The sequence below is a fragment of the Polaribacter sp. IC066 genome (assembly GCF_007997085.1).
In the GTDB taxonomy this organism is placed as follows: Bacteria; Bacteroidota; Bacteroidia; order Flavobacteriales; family Flavobacteriaceae; genus Polaribacter.
Window position 1 is genome coordinate 13,157 of record NZ_VORR01000025.1, and the last position, 22,026, is coordinate 35,182.

General features: G+C 31.0%; 20 protein-coding genes. 3 read left to right on the forward strand and 17 right to left on the reverse strand.

Features of this window, described 5'->3' with window-relative positions; genetic code table 11:
- Positions 1-73: 73 nt before the first annotated feature.
- The 13 genes from ES044_RS09915 to ES044_RS09970 all read right to left on the reverse strand — a co-directional run bounded on the left by ES044_RS09915 (position 74) and on the right by ES044_RS09970 (position 15,760).
- The gene (locus ES044_RS09915) at positions 74-1,036 is read right to left on the reverse strand and encodes a glycosyltransferase (protein ID WP_147118397.1); all 963 of its coding nucleotides are present in this window, start codon (positions 1,034-1,036) and stop codon (positions 74-76) included.
- Positions 1,037-1,039: 3 nt separating this feature from the next.
- Complete coding sequence (locus ES044_RS09920) at positions 1,040-1,489, reverse strand: hypothetical protein (protein WP_147118396.1); 450 nt, start codon at positions 1,487-1,489, stop codon at positions 1,040-1,042.
- 312 nt (positions 1,490-1,801) lie between these two features.
- The gene (locus ES044_RS09925) at positions 1,802-2,617 is read right to left on the reverse strand and encodes an enoyl-ACP reductase (protein ID WP_147118395.1); all 816 of its coding nucleotides are present in this window, start codon (positions 2,615-2,617) and stop codon (positions 1,802-1,804) included.
- 148 nt (positions 2,618-2,765) lie between these two features.
- Positions 2,766-4,418: a DNA repair protein RecN gene (recN, locus tag ES044_RS09930; RefSeq protein WP_147118394.1), complete on the reverse strand. Its 1,653-nt coding sequence runs from the start codon at positions 4,416-4,418 to the stop codon at positions 2,766-2,768.
- 85 nt (positions 4,419-4,503) lie between these two features.
- Positions 4,504-4,671 (reverse strand): hypothetical protein, encoded by a 168-nt coding sequence (locus tag ES044_RS18545; RefSeq protein ID WP_189663201.1) that lies wholly within the window; start codon positions 4,669-4,671, stop codon positions 4,504-4,506.
- A 772-nt stretch (positions 4,672-5,443) separates the two neighbouring features.
- Positions 5,444-6,334, reverse strand: a complete 891-nt coding sequence (locus ES044_RS09935; protein ID WP_147118393.1) for a DUF4835 family protein — start codon at positions 6,332-6,334, stop codon at positions 5,444-5,446.
- 183 nt (positions 6,335-6,517) lie between these two features.
- Positions 6,518-7,729 (reverse strand): bifunctional phosphopantothenoylcysteine decarboxylase/phosphopantothenate--cysteine ligase CoaBC, encoded by a 1,212-nt coding sequence (gene coaBC / locus ES044_RS09940; RefSeq protein ID WP_147118392.1) that lies wholly within the window; start codon positions 7,727-7,729, stop codon positions 6,518-6,520.
- On the reverse strand, positions 7,729-8,049 hold the full coding sequence (locus tag ES044_RS09945) for a DNA-directed RNA polymerase subunit omega (protein WP_147118391.1): 321 nt from the start codon (positions 8,047-8,049) through the stop codon (positions 7,729-7,731). Before ES044_RS09945 ends, coaBC begins: the two co-directional genes overlap by 1 nt.
- Positions 8,050-8,061: 12 nt before the next feature.
- Positions 8,062-8,922, reverse strand: coding sequence for an outer membrane protein assembly factor BamD (locus ES044_RS09950; protein ID WP_147118390.1), 861 nt, complete (start codon positions 8,920-8,922; stop codon positions 8,062-8,064).
- A 458-nt stretch (positions 8,923-9,380) separates the two neighbouring features.
- Positions 9,381-10,256 carry a 4-hydroxy-tetrahydrodipicolinate synthase gene (gene dapA / locus ES044_RS09955; protein ID WP_147118389.1) on the reverse strand — a complete coding sequence of 292 codons (876 nt, stop codon included), beginning with the start codon at positions 10,254-10,256 and terminating at the stop codon, positions 9,381-9,383.
- 100 nt (positions 10,257-10,356) lie between these two features.
- On the reverse strand, positions 10,357-10,863 hold the full coding sequence (locus ES044_RS09960; protein ID WP_223269127.1) for a DUF6913 domain-containing protein: 507 nt from the start codon (positions 10,861-10,863) through the stop codon (positions 10,357-10,359).
- A 273-nt stretch (positions 10,864-11,136) separates the two neighbouring features.
- The gene (locus ES044_RS09965; protein ID WP_147187097.1) at positions 11,137-14,787 is read right to left on the reverse strand and encodes an ABC transporter permease/M1 family aminopeptidase; all 3,651 of its coding nucleotides are present in this window, start codon (positions 14,785-14,787) and stop codon (positions 11,137-11,139) included.
- An 85-nt stretch (positions 14,788-14,872) separates the two neighbouring features.
- Positions 14,873-15,760: an ABC transporter ATP-binding protein gene (locus ES044_RS09970; protein ID WP_147118387.1), complete on the reverse strand. Its 888-nt coding sequence runs from the start codon at positions 15,758-15,760 to the stop codon at positions 14,873-14,875.
- A gap of 441 nt (positions 15,761-16,201) precedes the next feature.
- Between ES044_RS09970 and ES044_RS09980 the strand changes: the two genes are divergently transcribed.
- From ES044_RS09980 to ES044_RS09990, 3 genes are all read left to right on the forward strand, one after another.
- Positions 16,202-17,290, forward strand: coding sequence for a M42 family metallopeptidase (locus tag ES044_RS09980; RefSeq protein ID WP_147118386.1), 1,089 nt, complete (start codon positions 16,202-16,204; stop codon positions 17,288-17,290).
- Positions 17,291-17,495: 205 nt separating this feature from the next.
- Entirely contained in the window at positions 17,496-18,038 is a 543-nt protein-coding gene (locus ES044_RS09985) for an NUDIX hydrolase (RefSeq protein WP_147118385.1), read from the forward strand.
- A 255-nt stretch (positions 18,039-18,293) separates the two neighbouring features.
- On the forward strand, positions 18,294-18,845 hold the full coding sequence (locus ES044_RS09990) for an NUDIX hydrolase (protein ID WP_147118384.1): 552 nt from the start codon (positions 18,294-18,296) through the stop codon (positions 18,843-18,845).
- A gap of 429 nt (positions 18,846-19,274) precedes the next feature.
- On the opposite strand, the gene ES044_RS09995 is transcribed toward ES044_RS09990, so the two are convergent.
- The 4 genes from ES044_RS09995 to ES044_RS10010 are packed head-to-tail and all read right to left on the reverse strand — an operon-like array spanning position 19,275 to position 21,600.
- Positions 19,275-19,670, reverse strand: a complete 396-nt coding sequence (locus tag ES044_RS09995; RefSeq protein WP_147187099.1) for a hypothetical protein — start codon at positions 19,668-19,670, stop codon at positions 19,275-19,277.
- 6 nt (positions 19,671-19,676) lie between these two features.
- A complete protein-coding gene (locus tag ES044_RS10000) occupies positions 19,677-20,084 on the reverse strand; it encodes a GreA/GreB family elongation factor (RefSeq protein WP_147187101.1) in 408 nt (135 codons plus the stop codon).
- A gap of 14 nt (positions 20,085-20,098) precedes the next feature.
- Positions 20,099-21,403, reverse strand: coding sequence for a Glu/Leu/Phe/Val family dehydrogenase (locus ES044_RS10005; protein ID WP_147187103.1), 1,305 nt, complete (start codon positions 21,401-21,403; stop codon positions 20,099-20,101).
- A gap of 5 nt (positions 21,404-21,408) precedes the next feature.
- On the reverse strand, positions 21,409-21,600 hold the full coding sequence (locus ES044_RS10010; protein ID WP_147118380.1) for a hypothetical protein: 192 nt from the start codon (positions 21,598-21,600) through the stop codon (positions 21,409-21,411).
- Positions 21,601-22,026: the final 426 nt, after the last annotated feature.

Consider the following 22,026-nt stretch of genomic DNA (forward strand, 5'->3'; position numbering starts at 1 on the left):
AACTTGTTTATACGCCTCTCGACACAATTCTGATAAAAAAATCAGAATCACTCGATGAGACACTGACTTATAATTATTTTGTATTCTTACTAAAAAACTGCAATTGTAAAAAACCCAATCCATAACCCAAAAATTGCGTTAGAGAAGTTACTGTGCTTAAAAAAGCGACTCGTAAGTTTTTATTCTGAAATAAGGAGTCAAAGAAAATTAGCAAAAAATAAAATGCATAAACATATAAAAGTTGATGGTAACCAAAAAATGCTAAAACAATACTGATATCCAACCCGATAATAAACAAACTAGGAAACCAATAGGTGATTTTTGCTGTTTCTGGATATTTTCTATTTAATAAAGGTCTTGCGGTTCCGAAGCCAAAAGTTTGCTTAAAAAATTGTCTAATTGAGCTTCTTCTTTTATGATATACAAAAGCTTTTTTTATGAGCTGTGTTTCAAAACCAGCTTTCCAAAGTCGAAACGTTAAATCAATATCTTCTCCATTTTTCATTTTAGAGAAGCCTTTTGTCTTCATAAAAGCTTTTTGCGACAAGCCAAAATTAAAACTTCTTGGCTGAAATTGACCAATAGCTTCTTTCTTTCCACGAATTCCGCCTGTAGTTAAAACAGAAGTCATGGAATAATTAATTGCTTTTTGTAATGACGTAAAACTAGAATGCGCCGCATCTGGCCCACCAAAAGCATCTGTAAAATTGTTCTGTAATGTTTGTTTTACTTCTGATACATACTGTTCTGGCAAAAGCACATCCGAATCTAAAATGATAAAATAGTTTCCAGAAGCTTGTTGCATTCCGAAATTACGGCTTGCTCCTGCACCAGTATTTTCTTTAAAGAAATATTTTAAATTCAATTGATTGCTATACTTTTCTACAATAGTATCACTTTTAATTGTGGATCCATCTTCAATAATTAGCACCTCAAAATCATCAGAAAAATCTTGTTTTGTAAGGCTTTCTAGCAGCTCGTCTATTTCTTTTGGACGATTATAAACCGGAATGATGATAGAGAATGATAGTTTCAATATTTATGATGTTATCACGGAAAACACTAGTTCTTTTCCGTTAATTTCAAAACGAGCTTCGTTGTATTTTTCTTCTTTAAAATATTCAGCCTCTTCTGCAGAGATGTTATAGTCTATTTTGGTGACAGACTTTTTTACGGTATCAGAGAAATCAGATTCAATTTTATGTTCATCAGATTCTAATTTTAAAACTTCGTTATCTTTTATAAAGGTAAGTCTGCTTCCTTTTTTAGTTTTTAAATTAGTGGCACTTACCGTAATGGTTTCTAAAATTAAAAAACCTCCTAATTCATTTACTCTTAAATATAAATCTCCATAAGCAGATTCTGCAAACTTACTAATACCCACATTTTTTATATTCTCTTCGATTTGTATATCCACTTCGGTTCTCTCCATCAGATTAAAATTTTCTGACGATGCAAATACTTTATCTATCTTCTTAAAAAAACCCATTTTAATTATTTTTTACGAAATTACAAAAACAACATTAAACAAAAAATGCAAACCTGAACAGATTTGCATTTTACTTTTTTTTTAATACTTTATAAAAGTTTGTTAAGGTATTTGTTTACGATACTAGCTTAAGTTTGCTAAAAGTGGCAAACAAATCTAGCCCTGATTGAAATGGCATCCTTTTTATGCTCAACTCGTTTCTGTATCTTTTATGAACAATAAAATAACTTATAAATAGTTACAGATGTTGAATTAAATTCAGCATAAAAAGATATAATGGAAAGCAGGAAATAGCTTCAAAAAACAATTAAATTATTCTTCTCCTAAAAACGTATCCATTACTGGATCACTTACCCCCATATTAGAGAATCCACCATCATGAAATAAGTTTTGTAAGGTTACTTTTTTCGTTAAATCTGAAAACATAGTTATCGTATAATCTGCACATTCTAAAGCGGTTGCGTTTCCTAACGGACTCATTTTTTCTGCATATTCAATAAAACCATCAAAACCCTTTACGCCATTTCCGGCAGTTGTTGGTGTTGGCGATTGCGATATTGTATTGACACGAACTTTATGATCTCTGCCAAAAAAGTAGCCAAAACTGCGTGCAATAGACTCTAAATACGCTTTATTATCTGCCATATCATTGTAGTCTGGAAACACTCTTTGTGCGGCCATATACGTTAAGGCAACAATAGAACCCCACTCATTCATGGCATTTTTATTGTATAGCACATTCATTACTTTATGAAAAGAAACTGCAGAAATATCCCAACCTTTGGTTGTAAAGTCATATTTAGGATCGGTATAATGTTTGCCTTTACGCACATTTATAGACATGCCGATAGAATGCAGAACAAAATCTATTTTACCACCTAAAATTTCCATAGATTTTTCGACCAAATTGGTTAGATCTTCAATAGAAGTGGCATCTGCAGCAATAACTTGCGAGCCCGTTTTTTCTGCTAATATATTTAATTCGCCCATTCTTAAAGCAATTGGCGCGTTTGTTAATACAAACTCCGCACCTTCTTCGTGCGCTCTTTCTGCAACTTTCCATGCAATAGAGTGCTCGTTTAAAGCGCCGAATATAATTCCTTTTTTACCTTTTAATAAATTGTACATAGATTGGTTGTTGGTTGTTGGCTTATGAATCTTTTCTATTTTCTATTTGCCCTTTTTCTTGTTTCTTGTCTCTTGTTTCTTGTCTCATATTTATTGAGTCTTGAATCTAAAACCTCTTGTTTCCTTATTCTCTTCTCCAAGTCTAAACCTAACTCAACAAACCTTTGGCATGCGTAAGTGCTGAATCTGAAATATCTTTGCCACTTAACATTTCGGCAATTTCAACAACTCTTTCTTCCATTGATAAATGCTTTAAGTTGGTTGTGGTAACTCCGTTTATTTCTTTTTTAAATACTTTATAATGATTCTCTCCTTTGGATGCAATTTGAGGTAAATGCGTAATTGAAATTACTTGCATATGCTTGCTCATTTGTTGCATAATGGCTGCAATTTTATTAGAAACTTCACCAGAAACACCTGTATCAATCTCATCAAAAATAATGGTTGGTAATTGCGTGTTTTCTGACAACACTTTCTTAACAGATAACATAATTCTCGATAATTCTCCTCCAGAAGCTACCTTTTTTAATTCGCCGAAATTACCGCCTTTGTTTGCAGAAAACAAAAATTCTAATTCATCTTTTCCGTTATAAAAATAGTTGGCAGTTTGTTTTATTTTTATGGAGAAACGAGCGTTTTCCATACCTAACTCAAGCAATAAAAACTGTAATTCTTTCGTTAATTTAGGAGCAGCCGTTTCTCTATTTTTAGAGATTAATGCAGCGACTTTGTCTAATTTTACAGAGATCTCTTCAATTTCCTTTTTCTTACTATTAATGGTTTCTTCTGCATTTTCTACTTGACTTACTTTTTCTGATAAATCTTCTAAAACGGTTAACAAGCCTTGAATGGTGTCTACAGAATGTTTCTTCTGCAAATTGTAAATCAGTTGCAATCGGTCATTAATTTCTTCTACTTCATTCGGATTGAATTCTACATTTTCATTTGCGTCTTCTAACTCCGCTACAATATCGTCTATTTCAATTTTAATACTGGTAACTCTTTTTGAAATTTCTTGGTATGCCGCGGAAAAAGGAGCTATTTTATCCAACCTGTTCTCTAGCGTGTTTAATAAATTCTGAATTCCGATTTCTTCATTCACAGAAAGCTCTAAAGCTTCTGATAAGTTTAGTTTAATATCTTCTATATTATTTAATTTTTCTAGCTTTTCTTCTAGTTCTTCTTGCTCATCTGCTTTTAAATTAGCTTCCTCTAATTCGTTAAACAGGTGCAAATTATAGTCGTATTGCTGATTTGCTTCTTTCTGAATAGTTTCTAGCTTTTGTAATTCTTTTTTGTGATGATTTAACTGCTGAAACCCTCTTTGATAAGAAGCTATTTTATCTTGGTTTTTGGCCAAAGAATCAATCACAGAAAACTGAAAACTATTATCAGATAACTGCATTGTTTCATGTTGCGAATGCACATCTACCAAGTATTTTCTTAATTCGTTTAGTACAGAAAGTTTAACAGGCGTGTCATTTACAAAGGCGCGTGATTTGCCCGATGGTAAAATTTCTCTTCTAATAATCGTTTCGGCTTCATAATCTAAATCAACTTTATTAAAAAAATCTTTTAGATTATAATTCGCTACTGAAACTTTTGCTTCGACCACGCATTTTCTGGAAGTATCTTTTAACGAGGACAAATCTGCTCTATTGCCCAAAACTAAACCTAAAGCGCCTAATAAAATAGATTTTCCTGCACCAGTTTCTCCTGTAATAATGGATAAACCCGATGAAAAATCAATAGTTAATTGATTGATTAATGCGTAGTTATTGATGGAAAGTTGTGTTAACAAATTCTCTAAATTTTAAGTAATAAAATTAGTGAAATTAATTCAGAAAATTAAAATGTAAACTATAATTGTTTTAATTTAATTGTGGCTACTGTGATTGCCATAAATTATAATAATTACCCTTTTTAGCATCTAATTCTTTGTGATTGCCTTGTTCTAAAACTTCTCCTTTTTGTAGCACAACAATTTCATCGGCATTAATTACGGTGCTTAAACGATGCCCAATAATGATAATGGTTTTGTTTTCTATACGCAATCTAGCTTTTAATTTTTAATATAGCTTTCTAAAGTGGAATCTAAAGACAAGTTAGCTTTATCAAATACTAAAACTTCTGCCTTACCTCATAACTAGACTTGCAAATGCTACTGGATGTTTTTAACTTTTGATGGATTTAGATCTATTTCCTTCTAAATATACATTAAATGTATTCGACAAATTATGAATGTTTTTACCTATGTCAAGAACCCACTTTACACCGAAGCGTAAATTTATAACATTTATATAATCAACAATATTCTATCAAAATAAATATATTTCGCGAACACCTGCTTAACTCGTAAGATTAAAGATAGTATATACTGCAAGGATTAGCGATTTTGATTATTCTCTATATGCGCATTAAACTTACCTACTTCGTATGCAACATGATAGGCTATAAAAGCACAAATTACAATGCCTACAATAATTTTTTAGCAATCCTGATGTACCTGAATTTAATTTATTATTTTTCATAATTACTTGTAATCGAATACGAGATGAAAATTTGTCAAAAATTGTTTAGATAAATTTATTTGTTGATATTCTCAATTTGATTCATATCTCAAGTAAAAAAAGTAATCTAACAAGAATTCATACAATTCATGGATAATTGATTTTAAATTGATTTCCAGGATTATATGTATTATTTGGTGTTTTTATAACTCCGTTAAGAGCTCTTTCAGTACCTAAATTATATCTCTGTACTATTTTCATGAGTCAAAACGACTACATTACAATTTTATAAATTCAAAATAATACTTAAAGTATGCTACTCAAGAGCTCTCCATTTAGAATTATTATTAGTAGATATTTTTTGTAAAGTACTCGTTAAACCACTAGCATTTTTGGTTCTTGGACCATCAGAATACACACTCACAATTTCATCTGCTTTGGCATCAAAAAATACTCTAATTAAGTAATTACCCACTGTTTTATTAAAAATATTTTCTAAAGAAAACAAACTATCTTCTAAAGCTTGCTTGCCAAACTCTTTATTCGAAGCAAAATTATCTAATCCTGTAATATGATATTCATATAAAACGTCTCTAAAAACTTTTAGTTTTGGTGCTAGTAAATTATCTATCAATAAAAAACGGTTTTGTTTACCAACCACATTTTGCCAAGAGCCCAAACCACTTTGCTGCGCTTGTAGCATTACATTTTGCGCTTCTTGTAATTCTGTTTCGCCTCCGTATTTCGAAAATGTATCGGCATCAACACCTAAAATTGTGTAGACATAGAAAACTATGGTAGATATTAAATTGCTATCAAAAGAATTTCTATTGTAAATTAAAGGATCGAACTCATTGTATTTAAATGTAAAATCGTTGTCCTTTAAATTTAAGAGCGGAGTTGAGTAACTAGAACCATACACTGGTCTTGAAGATTGTACTTGTAAAGTTGCTGTAAAGGTATTATTATCTCTAGAGGTAATAATAATATTCATGGCACAATCTACTCGCTCTTCTGTTTGTACAACTCTGTTAGTCCATTTTTTTTGGTTGATAAACTCTTTTAGCGCAGTTTCTAATGTTTCAAAAACTTGTCTGTTAGAACCAGCAATTTGATCAAAATTTACATTGACCAAACAGTTTATTTCTTGCGAATTTATAGTAGCATTCATCAAAAATAATGCAAAAAGAAAAACAAGTTTACGCATAATATATTTTAATATTTTAGATATTATTGAGCCAAGAAACCTTAAAAAAAGACATCAGACAGGAAAACGAAAAAAGAGACAAAAAATGATTATTACTACACATAATCTTAACTCTAAACATTTTAGATCAAAACATCCTGTTTCTAGTCATCTTTACCAAATAAAATATCGATTCAAACCGTCTTACTTTTTTATTCTCAACACAATTTCACTCATAATATCTTTGGCAACCTCTATTTTAGATTTTAATTCGAATGGTTTTTCATTAAAATTTTTATCAATAATAGTAATTTTATTTGTGTTAGTAGCAAAACCTGCACCTTTATCTTGCAAAGAATTTAAAACAATAGCATCTAAATTTTTACGTTTAATCTTACTTTTGGCATTTTCTACTTCATTATTTGTTTCTAATGCAAAACCTACCAAAAACTGCTGTTTTTTAAGCACCCCTAAAGAGGCTAAAATATCTTTTGTAGGTTCTAACTCCATGTGTAACGTAGAATCTTGCTTTTTTATTTTCTGATGCGCAATATTTTTTGGTTTGTAATCTGCAACGGCGGCCGATAAAATTGCAATATCTACGTTTTCAAAATATTGATGCACTGCGGTATACATTTCATCCGCAGAAACTACATCGATTCTATGCACCGAAGCGTGTTTTATTTGTTGCTGACTTGGTCCAGAAATTAAATAAACCTCTGCACCTAAATTGGCCGCTGCGTTTGCAATGGCAAATCCCATTTTTCCTGAAGAATGATTGCCAATAAAACGTACCGGATCAATAGCTTCATACGTAGGGCCCGCAGTAATTAATACTTTTTTACCGTAAAGTGCTAATTTTGATACCACATCATTTTCTATAAATGATACAATATCTTCTGGCTCTGCCATTCTACCTTCGCCTACTAAGCCACTGGCTAATTCACCCGAGGTTGCAGGAATAATAATATTCTTAAAAGACTGTAATTTTGCTAAACTTTCTAGGGTAGATGGATGTTTGTACATATCTAAATCCATTGCAGGAGCAAAATATACAGGACATTTGGCAGACAAATAGGTGGCTAACAATAAATTATTGCAAACGCCATTTGCCATTTTAGAAAGTGTATTGGCCGTTGCAGGCGCTATTAGAAAATAATCTGCCCACAAGCCTAAATCTACATGATTGTTCCACAATTCATTTTCGGCTTCTTTATCATAGAAAGTGGAATGAACAGGGTTTTTAGAAAGTGTAGAAAGTGTAAGAGGTGTTATAAAATCTTTAGACGCAGGAGTCATAATTACTTTGACTTCTGCGCCCGATTTTATAAATAAACGGACTAAACTGGCCGTTTTGTATGCAGCAATGCCAGCAGTAATGCCTAAAAGGATTTTTTTACCACTTAAAACAGACATTATTCTGTTTCTGGAGTTCTAAAATATACTTTACCATTTAACCATTCTTCAACGGCAATCGCGGTTGGTTTTGGTAAACGCTCGTAAAATTTAGAAACTTCTATTTGTTCTTTATTTTCAAAAACCTCTTCTAAACTATCATTATAAGTAGCAAACTCATCTAACTTATCTACCAACTCTTTCTTTAAATCTGCATTTATCTGATTGGCTCTTTTAGCAATAATCGAGATTGCTTCATAAATATTTTGTGTTGGAGCTTCGATCTCATTCTTATCATAAGTAATTGTACTTATTGCCGCTTGTGTATCTTTATAATCCATAATTTGTTATTTCTATTTAGAGTCCTCTTTTACTAATTCTTTATTTTGATCAATAATATTATTTATCCTTTCTTCTTCTTTTTGAAGTGTTGCAAACATCTCATCACATTCTTCCATGTATTCAGATTCCGGAAAATTTCTTTTCAACTTATCATACGCTTCCATTGCAATCTTTATTCTTTCTGTTTTTCTTCTGTCGGTACTTTTAATCTCATAATCGTAGGCTGCTTTAAACCTGTAATACAGCGCTTCTTCTTTAAATTCAGAGCCTAAATAATCTGACAATAAATTATCGAAAGCTTGTATGGCTGCGTTATAATTTCTCTTATCATATCCGGCAGTTGTATAATACACCTTTGCAATTTCGAAATATTTTTTCTGTAACTTGTACCTTAATTCTTTATAATGCTCATTTGCTTCCGGAATTTTTTCAGAATCTGGATATGTATTTATAAAACTTTGAAAAGCTTCTAATGCCTTATTAGTATCTGTTGGATCTTTACTAAAAACAGGTGATGCTAATTTGTAACTATACGCCGATAAAAAAGCTGCCTCTTCTCTTTTTGAGCTTTTAGGATAATTTTTTATAAAACGATCATAATAATAACCCGCTAAAGTGTAGTTTTTTTCATTAAAATTAGACTGTGCAACCATAAATTGTACACGTTCCATTTGTGGCTTACCTCTATAGGCTGGCGTAATTTTCTCAAATAAGCGCAAAGCTTTACCGTACTTTTTGGTCTCATATAGCTTTACAGCCATCTTGTACTGATCTTCAATAGTACCTTTGTTCAATACTTTTTGATATTCTCCGCAAGAGAATAATAAAATACTAAACAACAATAAACACGCTAAATTTTTAACTTTTTGCATCGGGCAAAATTAGTAATTATTTATGGATAATAAAAGTATTTGTTTTTCTCAAAATAAATCTTTTCAACTTCTTCAATACCCTTTTTAACAATGCGAATTTTTAAAGAAATTCATCACCCTTTAAAACGAATTTTACAACACTAAATTGTGCTCTGCAATAATCAACATAAAAGACCTAAAAATACGCCAAATTGATATTAAAGGTTTGTTAAGGTTGGTTTTTGGTTGATGGTTGTTAATTTGTGGTTTGTGGCTGTTAATTATTGATTAATATCTCTGGTTTCTTGTTTCTTTCTTGGCTCGTGGTTCCGTTTTCCAAAATAATATTTATTATTTCTCGACTCTTGTTTGTTGTCTCTTGTTTTCTTGTCTCTTAAAATAATCTATTATTTCTTCTCTATTGTCTCTAAATAGAATTTCTTATTTCTCGTCTTTCGTCTCTAAGATCAAACTTGAAATTAAAAATCTGAAACGTACTTACTTATTTTTGCTTCTAACGCCGCACTCGCTTTTACCAATGGCAAACGCACATTATTTTTACCAATACCTAATTCTTGTAAAACAGTTTTAATACCAGCCGGATTATTCTCTTCAAAAATATAATCCATAATATCCATCATTTTATAATGAATCTTGTAGGCCTCCACGTTTTTGCCTTCTAAACCTAACTGAATCATTTTAGAAAACAATTTCGGAAACGCTTGCCCTATAACAGAAATAACACCTGCACCACCTGCTAAAGCAACCCCCAAAGCCAAATCATCATCACCAGAAATAATTAAAAAATCGGCAGGTTTGTCTTTTAGTAATGTGTGATATTGTTGCTGATTGTTGCCTGCTTCTTTAATGCCCACAATATTGCTAAAATCTTTTGCCAAGCGTAATGTTGTTGCTGCCTCCATATTTTTAGCAGTTCTTCCAGGAACGTTGTATAAAATAATAGGCCATTTAGTTGCTTCTGAAATTGCTTTAAAGTGCTGATAAAAACCTTCTTGAGTTGGCTTGCAATAATACGGAGCAACAGAAAGAATTCCATCCATTTCTGATAAATCTCTAGTTTGCAACTCTTCTACAACTTTTAGTGTATTATTACCGCCAATACCTAACACTAAAGGCACACGCTTATTATTTGTTTTTACAATAACATCAATCACTACTTGTTTCTCTTCTTCAGAGATTGTACCACTTTCGCCAGTTGTGCCATTAATTACTAAATAATTAGTACTATTTTCGATGTTAAAATTTACTAATTTTATAAGCGCATCAACATCTACGGTTAAATCGTCGTTAAAAGGGGTAATTAAAGCAACACCAGTACCAATAAATTTTTGCATTATTTTTTATTTTTTAGAAGGGTAAAATTACAATAATCAAATTGAATGCTGCATTAAAAAGTGAGTTCTAATAAAGAATACACAACTTTTTAAATGAAGTTTAATTTTTTAGTTTTTGTAAAATAATTAAGTATTTTTTTAATTCTGAAAGAAAGCTTTCTACTTTTGTTGGGTATTCTGCTATTTCTAAATCGTATAAACGCTGGTTTACTTCTGCAAAACCAACTTTAAATTTAGCGTTAGAGCGCAAAACTGCATTTTCTAGATATAAATTATTTTTATTAAAATACCCAATTAACAAATCAAAAGGTTCATCAATAAAAGATTTAAAAGGGCCTTTTTTTGGCTCTCCTTTCCAGTTAAAATCTTTTTCTGTAAAAAATTTATATGAACGAACCTGATTTGTACTAAAAGGTCTGTAGCGGTAGGTTCTCATATTTCCTAAATCTAATATTCTTTCTGCTTCATCTTGAATCTGTATCCATTTTGCAAGCTCACCAGATATTAAGATGGCAACTGTGTACACCTCTTCATTAGAGACTACCCTATTTTCCTCTTTTTCTAGTAGTAATTTGTGAAATCGTTTTTTTATGAAAGATTTTTTCAAACTAGTAAATTCTATTTATATGATTTGTTTCGTCGGTAAAAATACTATTATTTATTTGTTTCTTGTTCTAACCGAATACACTGATTTTATAGCTGCCTTTAATTGTTAAAATAACACTTTGAAGTTCGGACACCCAACTTGATAATTATTTAAATTTACGTTTATAACGAACAAATTAAACGCCAACTATCAACTAAAAAAGAACCCCTAAAACTAAAAACAACTGCCAAATAATTACGTTTAGCAGTTGTTTTTTTTTAAATATAAAATGAACTACAACCTTCTTCTATTATCTCCAGATTGCGTATCAATCAATTTATTGTAAGGATCTACGCCAACTTCGACCGGTTTTTTATCAACAATAATGGTGATTTTATTATTGATTTCAGTTATCTTGTGCTTTTTAAAATACAATTCGGTTTCTTTCTTTTCGCCATCAACCTCTTCTTCACCAAAAACACCAATATCTATATAGTCTTTTAAATGAACTGATAAAATAGGCTTTTTCATGTCTTCTGTTTTATAGGTTAACGTATCGCCTACTTTTTCTCCGTAAAACTTCTTTCCTTTTTCATCGTTTCTGTACTTAGCAACTTCAAACTCAATATCTACTTGATATTTTCCGTTCTCTAACTTTGTAGATTTTACTTCGACGATTCTATTTTGATAGAGTGTTATGGTCTCGAACATATCTTTAATTACATAATTCAAAGAATCTGGTGTAACCTCTTTAATATAAGCTAACATTTCTATTGATGTTGTATAGGGTGGCTCTTGAAATTGCACTTTTTCTACATATTTTTTTAAAGCTCCGTTTAACTTTTCTTCACCAATATAATCGCTTAAAGCATATAATACCAAAGAACCTTTTTGATAATGAATATAGCCTTGCCCATCATTATACATTAACGGGTTTTCTCTTTTAGATTCAAAAGTTCTTTGCATTAAATAACTATCTAAAGATCCTTTTAAAAAGGTTCGCATTTTAGCTTTTCCATATTCCTGCTCTAACACTTTTAAAGAGGCATATTCAGACATACTTTCAGACATCATTATAGCACCTAAAACATCTGCACCAATTACTTGATGCGCCCACCATTGGTGCGCCACTTCATGAGCCGTTATTCTAAAAGGATAATCAACTCCGTCATCATTTTCATCATCTACATCTGCTATAAAACCTGCATCACCTGCAAATGGAATCGTATTTGCAAAAGCTTGGGCAAAACTTCCACTAGGAAACTCTACAATTCTTAATTGTCTGTGCTGATACGGACTAAAATTCTTTGCATTGTAGGCTAAAGAAGCTTTCATTCCTTTCATCATTCTATCTAGATTATAATCATGTGGTTTGTGATAATAAATTTCTAGACTAATTCCATTCCACATTTCTTTTTTAACTTCATATCTAGCAGAATTAAATGCGTAAAAATTTAAAATTTTACTATCCATTTTATAATGAAAATACTTTCGATCATTTTCTAGCCATTCTTTTTGTAAATACCCTGGAGCAATGGCAATTTGATCTTTAGAAGTCGATACCGTTGCTTCAAAATCGATCCAATCTGAATCTTTTGAAATATAGGTGTTTCCTAAAGCAGTAGAGTCTGATGGATATGGTTTTAAATTATTGGGTAGTAAATCGTATTTTTCACGTGTTTTATTATCTGTTAATTCTCCTCCGGCGGCATACCCTAGAGAGGGAAACATAGAAGAATTATTTATAAAGGTACCGTTTTCTACAATTGGAGATTGTCTTTGAAACATTGTATTCTCATTACTTTTCACATGAATTGTAAGCTGTAAAGTATCTCCAGGTTGTATTTTTTTATCAAAATGATAGATATCAAAATTAAAAATAGTGTCTTCTGAAACTAGCGTGTTCGCTTTATTAAACTCAAAAGTATTTTCTAATGAATTATGATTTAAAAAAACACTATCAATTGCTTCATCTGTTTTATTTACCAGTGTATAAATTGCACTGGCTTTATAAGTTCTTTTCTTCGGATAAAGATGGACATCGGCATTTACAGCAACAATTCTTGGCTGTTTATAATTTTGATATTTTTTATAAGTTTTTTCCCACTTTACAGCATCTAATTCAGCTTGTTTAGAAGATGAATTTTCTTTGTCAGATTTAGTTTCAAAATAAATAGTAGTTCCTAAAGTTAAAAAAGCAACCAAAACAACCGCTAAACTTATGATCTTCGATTTTGTAAAACGTTCGCTTGCAATAGAAAGTCTTTCCTTAAAAGAATTTGGCAAACCTCGAACCCACATTAAGATACTTAAAATTAAAAGTAAGGTTCCACCTAAAATCCAATATAATTTGTACCATAAATATCTTGACAAGGCCGAACCATAGCCATTCATATCTGTATAACTAAAACCAGGGCCTTCATTGTATTTAAAGATTGCTAATTCGATGCCTATTAAAGATAAAAACGGAATTCCGATAGCCAATATCAACAAGATAAAAAAGCCTAAATATTGGTTTTTAACTAAAGTTTGTACAAAGATTGCTAGGAACGCCCAAATAACATAATTCAAGAATTTTAAACCATATAGTTCTTTTAAATAATGGCCTATTTCGTATTCATAATATCCCTGATACGTCTGAAACAAAACCCCTGCAACCAAAATAACTGCTAATAAAACGATTTGCATTTTTAATAAGGCAATTAGCTTAGAGAAAAGTAGCGTCCAATTAGGTATTGGAGTGCTATCTACCAAATGATTTATATTCGCCGTATTTGCTCTTTGAATTAGAATACCTGCATATAAAAAAGTACATAAGTTAATGATTAATGCACTAAAAACATTTCCGCCACTTAACATTAACCATGTTACAGGAAGTGTTTTTGTACCTGAAATTTCACCAACTGTAAATAAGGCTCCTATCAATAATAAAATACCTACAACTAGAATACAAATAAATGGTAAACTCTTAAAAATAAATTTAAAATCGAGGTTAGACAGATTCCACATTGTTTTTAAATTCTGAACAAAAGAGTAATTATGCGTTACTTTTGGTAACGTAATTCTTGTAATTCCGCTAAAATTTCTTTTGGTAACTCTTTCACCTTTCGTTTTCTTAAAAGAAATAGAAATCGCGTTTTGACTAAATTTAAAATATTTGTAAACCAAACCAAAAATTAACGAAGAAACAACCAACCATAACAATCTGTTATAAATTATGAGTTCTTTTATGGGTATTTGTAATTCATTTTGTTCAAAAACTGTCCAATATTTTGTGTAATAACCAACGGCAGAAGACCCAAAAGGATCTAGTATTGCTAACAACTTTGCTTGTTCTGGATCAGAAAGAATAGTAGCAACAGCTCCTTGCGCAAATAATAAAATGATTACGGTTATAAAACCAGCAGCAATATTTCTAGAGAAAGTAACAACAGCAAAAACAACGGCTCCAAAAAACAAAATATTTGGTAAAATATAAATTAAGTACGTTTGTAAATAGGTAATGATGTTAAAATCGCCAACAATTTCTGAATTTGTTCCAGGAAATCTAAAACCAATCATCATTCCCAAAGCAATTACCAAAACAATGGCAGAAACTACCACAATACCGCTAAAAAACTTCGCAAATAAATAATTAGCCTTTGTAAATGGATACGAATATAAAATGGTGTGCATTTCACTTTTAAAATCTCTGTAAATAGAAACCCCAATAATCGACGGGAACAAGAAAAATATTAAAGTGGTAAAGCCATTAAATAAACCCGTAATACCAATGGGCGAATTTACAACTCTAGAGGAACCTGTTGTTCCTGTAATGCCGTCAAAGATACCAGCGGTTGTAGCAGACAATAAAAAAGAAAGGAATAAGAATATAGTAATGTAAATGTAAAAAACAGGTTTATGAAACCAGTATTTTAATTCTTGTTTAAAAATAGTTGAAAACATATAGAATATATAATTGTGTAAATATTAGATTGTGCCATTAGAGGAAAACTCAAAACCTTGAAATCAAAACTTTAAATTTTGATTTTTAAACTAACTGTGGTTCATCTTGTTTTAAAGCGATAAAATAAACATCATCTAATTGAGGCGTTGAGGCAACAAATTCTTCTGATGGTTTTTCAGCCGAATGCACTCGTACATTTAGGGTATTATCTTGGTTGTAGTTCGATGATAAAATTTTGTACAATTTTTCTTCTTGCTCTAAATGTTCTCTTTCAATAATTTTAGTCCAAATTTTACCTTCTAATTCTTTTGTCGCATTTTGAGGCGTGGTATGATTCAGAATTTTACCGCCGTTTAAAATAGCCATTTCGTTGCACAACTCTTTTACATCTTCTACAATATGAGTAGAAAAAATAACGGTACAATTGGTACCTACTTCTCGTAAAACATTTAAAAAACGATGTCTTTCTGCCGGATCTAGCCCTGCTGTGGGTTCATCAACAATAATTAACTTCGGGTTGTTTAAAAGCAACTGCGCAATTCCGAAACGTTGTTTCATTCCGCCAGAATACCCCGCAACATGTTTGTGCCTTACCTCATATAAATTGGTAATTTCTAAAACTTCTTTTACAATAGCGTCTCTTTCAGACTTTTTAGAAATTCCTTTTAAGGTTGCAAAATAGTTTAACAACTCTTCTGCAGACATTTTAGGATACACACCAAAAGACTGTGGCAAATACCCCAACACTTTTCTTAAAGACATATTATCTTTTAAAACATCAATATCCCCAAACATAATAGAGCCAGAATCCGGACTTTGTAACGTAGCAATTGTTCTCATTAAAGATGATTTACCTGCACCGTTTGGTCCTAACAAACCAAACATTCCCGAACCGATTTCTATACTCAAATCATCAATTGCTTTTACGCCGTTCTTATATGTTTTTGTTAAATTTTTGATTACTAATTTCATGTTACAACTATTTTAATTCTTGAATGTAATTTGTTAACTGCTTTTTTCAAAATAAAGATACAAATAAATGGCGGCTCCAAAATTCGTGGTATCTGTAGAGATCAAATACCAACTTTTTTTAAAGTACGCATCTCATTTTTATTGAATATCTCGGGTAGAACTTTTTAGATATATTTAGAATCTAACGTAAGTTTTGAATGGCATATTAATGATTCTACTTTATATTCTTTCTTCATAATTCGTTTTATCTTTAGATAAGTATGCAAGAAACAACTTTTGTTACAAGTTTTTACTATTAATTTCTGTAAAACTTAAAAATCGCTTTATTTTTGCTAAAAGTTATAAGAATTTCTAAAAAAATTCTTACCTTATTGATGTATCTAAAAGAGATACAAAAACTAAAACTGATACCTTAAAAATAAATTTTTATACACGTACTTCATGGAAAAAAAATCAATATTAAATAAAGAATCTCTTACGTTTTTAGAAAAATACCTAAACAATGCCGCTCCTACAGGGTATGAGTGGGAAGGTCAAAAAATTTGGATGGACTATTTAAAGCCTTATGTAGATACTTTTATTACCGATACCTATGGTTCTGCTGTTGGTGTCATTAATCCTGATGCAAAATACAAAGTAGTTATTGAAGGGCATGCCGATGAAATTTCTTGGTATGTAAATTACATTTCTGACAACGGATTAATTTATGTGATTAGAAATGGTGGTTCAGATCATCAAATTGCACCTAGTAAAATTGTAAACATTCATACCAAAAACGGCATAGTTAAAGGTGTTTTTGGATGGCCAGCAATTCATACAAGAGATAAAGCTAAAGAAGAAGCGCCTAAACCAGACAATATTTTTATTGATACAGGTTGCACTACCAAAGAAGAGGTAGAAAAACTAGGCGTTCATGTAGGTTGTGTAATTACCTATCCAGATACGTTTCATGTTTTAAACGGTAATAAGTTTGTTTGTAGAGCTTTAGACAATAGAATGGGTGGCTTTATGATTGCCGAAGTTGCACGTTTATTAAAAGAAAACAAGAAAGAATTACCTTTCGGATTGTATATTACCAATTCTGTACAAGAAGAAATTGGTTTGCGTGGCGCAGAAATGATTACACAAACCATTAAACCAAATGTTGCCATTGTTACCGATGTTACGCACGACACCACAACACCAATGATTGAACAAAAGTCTGCTGGTGATATACAAATTGGTAAAGGGCCAGTTATTGCCTATGCACCCGCTGTGCAACAAAAATTACGCGATTTAATTACAGAAACTGCCCAAGCAAATAACATTCCTTTTCAACGTACTGCGCTTTCTAGAGCAACAGGTACAGATACAGATGCTTTTGCATATAGCAATGGTGGCGTAGCTTCTGCGTTAATTTCCTTACCGTTAAGATACATGCACACTACGGTAGAAATGGTGCATAGAGATGATGTAGAAAACGTAATTAAGATGATTTACGAAACCTTATTGAATATAAAAGACGGAGAAACTTTTTCCTATTTTGAATAGAAAGTAAAACGTCATTGCGAAGTACGAAGTAATCTGCTTATTACATTTTATCAGCATACAATTGTTTAGACGATCAAAGAAATCTCATAATGCTAACTTAAATTATGAGATTTCTTAATCGATTAAAAAACTAATTTCGAAATTACAAGCAATTTTTTAATAATTTATATTTAGCAATAGTTAGTGAAATACGTGTCTTACTATTATGGATGAACTCATAGATATTTTAACCCCCGAAGGAAAATCAACAGGGAAAACTGCTTTAAAATCTGAAGCGCATAAAAACGGTTGGTTTCACGCTACTGTACATATTTGGTTTTTTACTTCGGATGAAAAAATATTGCTTCAAAAAAGAGCATTGACTAAAAAAGTATTTCCAGGAATCTGGGATATTTCTGTGGCTGGCCATATTGGTGCTGGTGAAAAAATTATAGAAGGTGCAAAAAGAGAAGTTTTTGAAGAAATTGGTTTACAATTAGAAAAAAAAGACTTCACCAAAATCGGAACAAGAATTCACCAAGTAAAACATGAAAACGGAATTCAAGATAACGAGCATCATCATGTTTTTATAGCCGAATTAAAAGTTCCTGTAGCTGCATTAATTATGCAAGCAGAAGAAGTTGCAGGTTTAGAATTATGGGATTTAACGGTTTTAAAGGACACGAAGAATCTTGAAAATGTTTTATTGCCGCAGTTTCATGAATATTATGTTTCTGTTTATGATAAAATTATTTCACACTTGAAATAAAATTAGCGCACTAGAATTCGATACAGAAAATTACTTTCTTATTTTGATTGTTTCTCAAAAAATGAATCTACCAATTTAGACCCAAACATTAGTTGTGATATAAGTTTTATTACTGGCTTGAAAATGCTATTGGCATTCCTTTTTTATCAATTTTATACCAAGTAAATTCTAATGAACTCATATGCTGAAGCATAAAAATAGCTTCTAATAAATGTTTAACTTATTTTTGTGTCGTTAAATGAAAAAAAAATTAATTTGGATGAACTAATTGACATTTTAACTCCTGAAGGAGAACCAACAGGAAAAACTGCTTTAAAATCGGAAGCACACCAAAACGGTTGGTTTCATGCGACAGTGCACATTTGGTTATTTACTTCAAATGAAAAAATACTACTTCAAAAAAGAGCTTTAACTAAAAAAGTGTTTCCCGGAATTTGGGCTACTTCTGTAGCCGGACATATTGGTGCTGGTGAAAAAATTATAGAAGGTGCAAAAAGAGAAGTTTTTGAAGAAATTGGTTTAAAACTCAAAGAAAAAGACCTCATCAAAATCGGAACAAGAATTCATCAAGTAAAACATGAAAACGGAATTCAAGATAACGAGCATCATCATGTTTTTATAGCCGAGTTAGAAGTTCCTGTTGCTGCATTAATTATGCAAGCAGAAGAAGTTGCAGGTTTAGAATTATGGGATTTAACAGTTTTAAAAGATACCAAAAATCTTAAAAACGTTTTACTACCAGAGTTTCATGAGTATTATGTATCCGTTTATCAAAAAATAATAGCAGAATTATCTGCTAGAGTTTAACGACTAATTTCTTACTCTTTTAAAGGGATGCATTTGCTTTTTATAAATCAAAACTAATCTTTATTTTAAAGTTACTTTAGAAAAAAAAAGAAACATTACACCAAATCAACTCAATAAATAATGTATAAATTAAAAAAACAATTTAATTTAATGATGACGAATCTATAAATTAAATTATTTTTTGATAAACTAAAACTACACTCAATTCACATTGTATTTAAAGAGACTTTTTTTGTGAAAATTAATCGGACTTACGCAACGCCAACCAGAAAAAAGTAATTTATTAAGACATCATAAAGCTCATCCAACATTAAAACATAAATTTAAATCACATACCAATTATTTTCGCTTAAAAAGATAAACTCTTTCTGAAGTAATACTAAAATACCATCTAAAAAAAATGACTCCAAATAAATTTGGAGTCAAATACTAAAAAACTAAACCTTCCGAAGAAGAACGAAAAAACACTTTTTTCTTTAAAAGGCTACAATTTTCTGCATGCAATACGTAGGCCTTTTTTATTTTTAAATACTTGTTTTTATAAAACGAATCGCACGCTAAATCGATACATTCCATAAAATTATGTGTTGCTCTTTTGTAATTTAAAATATCTCTTAAAATAGTCTCATTATTTTTAAAAGCAGTCAAAAGTTGATTTTGCAAATCTTCTTTATTTGCGCTACTAGAGGCTGTAATTATAAAGCCTTCATACTCTTCGGTAAAACGATTCAGAAAAGAAGCCCATAGATCTAATTCTTCCAAGTTTTTTTGTTCTGCCATTTCATCTTCAAAAGCACTACTATTCAAATTCCTTGAGTTCGTCATAATTATTTATTTTAACACCTTCAAAAACTGTTGTACATCAATTACTTTCAGTTCTTTTAATCCGCTAGGAAATTCCCATAAAATATCATCTCCTTTGGCATATCCTAAAACAGCAGTTCCCATTGGTAACAAAAGCGATATTTTATTCTCTGCAACGTTACTTTGATGCGGTAGAACAAGTTCAAAAATTTTTGTCCATAAATTATCTTTAGAACTTATTTGTACTTGAGAATTTAACCGTATTACATCTTTTGGCATTTCACTTTCTGGTAAAATAACCGCATTCTTTAACTCATATAATAATTTTAAAATATGATTTTTAGCTGTTTTTGAATGCTCTTCTTTTTTAAGCTTGAATAAATTTTCTAAAATTAAAAATTCATTTTCCTCTATAATAATCTGACCATACTTCATTATTCTATATTTATCTATGGAAAAACACCGCGTTGTACATACGTTCTCTCTAATCTTTCAATCGCTAAAACATAGGCTGCAGTGCGCATATCTATCTTTTTACTTTCAGACACCACCAACACTTTTGTAAAAACCTCTTTCATTTTTTTGTGCAGTCTCTCTAAAATTTCGTCTAGCTCCCAAAGCTCACCATTCCTATTTTGAAGCCATTCAAAATAGCTACCAATTACACCACCTGAATTGCATAAAATATCGGGTATAATTGTAACACCTCTTTTTAATAAAATGGCCTCTGCTTCAACAGTAGTTGGCCCGTTTGCACCTTCAGCAATAATAGATGCCTTTATTTGTGGTGCTATATTTTCTGTAATTTGATTTCCTAATGCCGCCGGAACACAGATATCGCAGTCTAAACCGAAAAAATCTCCTTTTGCTATTTCTCTTGAATTAGAAAAACCAACAATACTTCCATGATTATTTTTAGTGTATTCTAATAAATTTTCGACACCAATACCTTCTTTATTAACGATGGTTCCAAAAGCATCTTGAACACCTACTAATTTTGCACCTTCTTTTTCAAGAAAATGTGCAGTCCAATAACCAACATTTCCAAAACCTTGAACTATAAAAGTTTTATTTTCTAGTTTGATGTTTTCATGGTCTGCCCAAAATTTTATGGTTAGAAAAACACCATAACCCGTTGCTCTATCTCTACCTTCTAATCCGCCAGAACCAATTGGCTTTCCTGTAACCACATGCTGATTTTTAGATCTTTCTGATGGTTTTTTAGTAGACATATACGTATCTGCTATCCACGCCATTGTTTGCGAGTTTGTATTTACATCTGGCGCAGGGATGTCGTGTTCCGGTCCAATATTGTCACCTAAAGCATAGGTAAACCTTCTTGTAATTCTTTCTAACTCTGTGATAGAATATTTAGTTGGATCTATTTCTATTCCTCCTTTTGCGCCACCATAAGGCAAACCTGCTAAAGAAGTTTTCCAAGTCATCCAAATTGCCAAAGCCTTTACCGCGTCAATATCTATGGTAGGGTGGTATCTTAAACCACCTTTGTAAGGACCTAATGCATTATTATGTTGAACTCTGTAACCTTTAAAAATCTCTACGTCTCCATTGTCCATTTTTACAGGAAAATGAATAATTAATTCGTTATTGGTTACACTTAATATTTTTTTAATATTAGGATTTAAATTTATTAAATCCGCAGCGCTTTCAAACTGCTTCATTACGTTTTCTAACATACCTTGTTTAGGCTGTTTCTTTTGCTTTTTCGGCTTTACTTCTTGAATTAAATTCATTTTAATTAAATGGTTTTAAATTCTTTTCCACTTTTGGCAAAACTAAAATTTGGAATTAAAATAGATTTTAGATTTGCATTTTCAATAATCTCTGCGTCATATTCGCTACAAGACCAAATAAACTTTTTGTTTGAAGTTAAACTACAAACAATAGCGTGTACACAAGTACGACATAAACTTTTTTTGTTAATTTTCATCATTGTATTTTAATTGCAATCATATATTGGCAATTCCTGTACCATAATTTTAACATAGAGAACGAAATATATAAAATGCTTAAAAACAGCAAATTAAACTAACACCCATCTAGTTAAAAACAAAAAGTTTAGGTAAAAATGCACCAACTGCTACTTTTTTACTCGTTTTAAAAAGAATAACTACAAACTAAAAAATGTATTTTAATATTTATAAAGTGGCTAAAATTATTCCAGGAAAAAGAGCTCCCTAAAGGGATATTTAAAAACCATTTAAATGTATGTTAACGTATAAATCAACAAAAAAATTTTCGACAGAGCGATGGAGAACTCAAAAAAGAATCTCTTTTTAATATTTTGATTTAAAGTATTGCCGTATTAAAACAAAAATTGAATTACAGACAAAACCAAGTTGAGCTCATTAGTGAG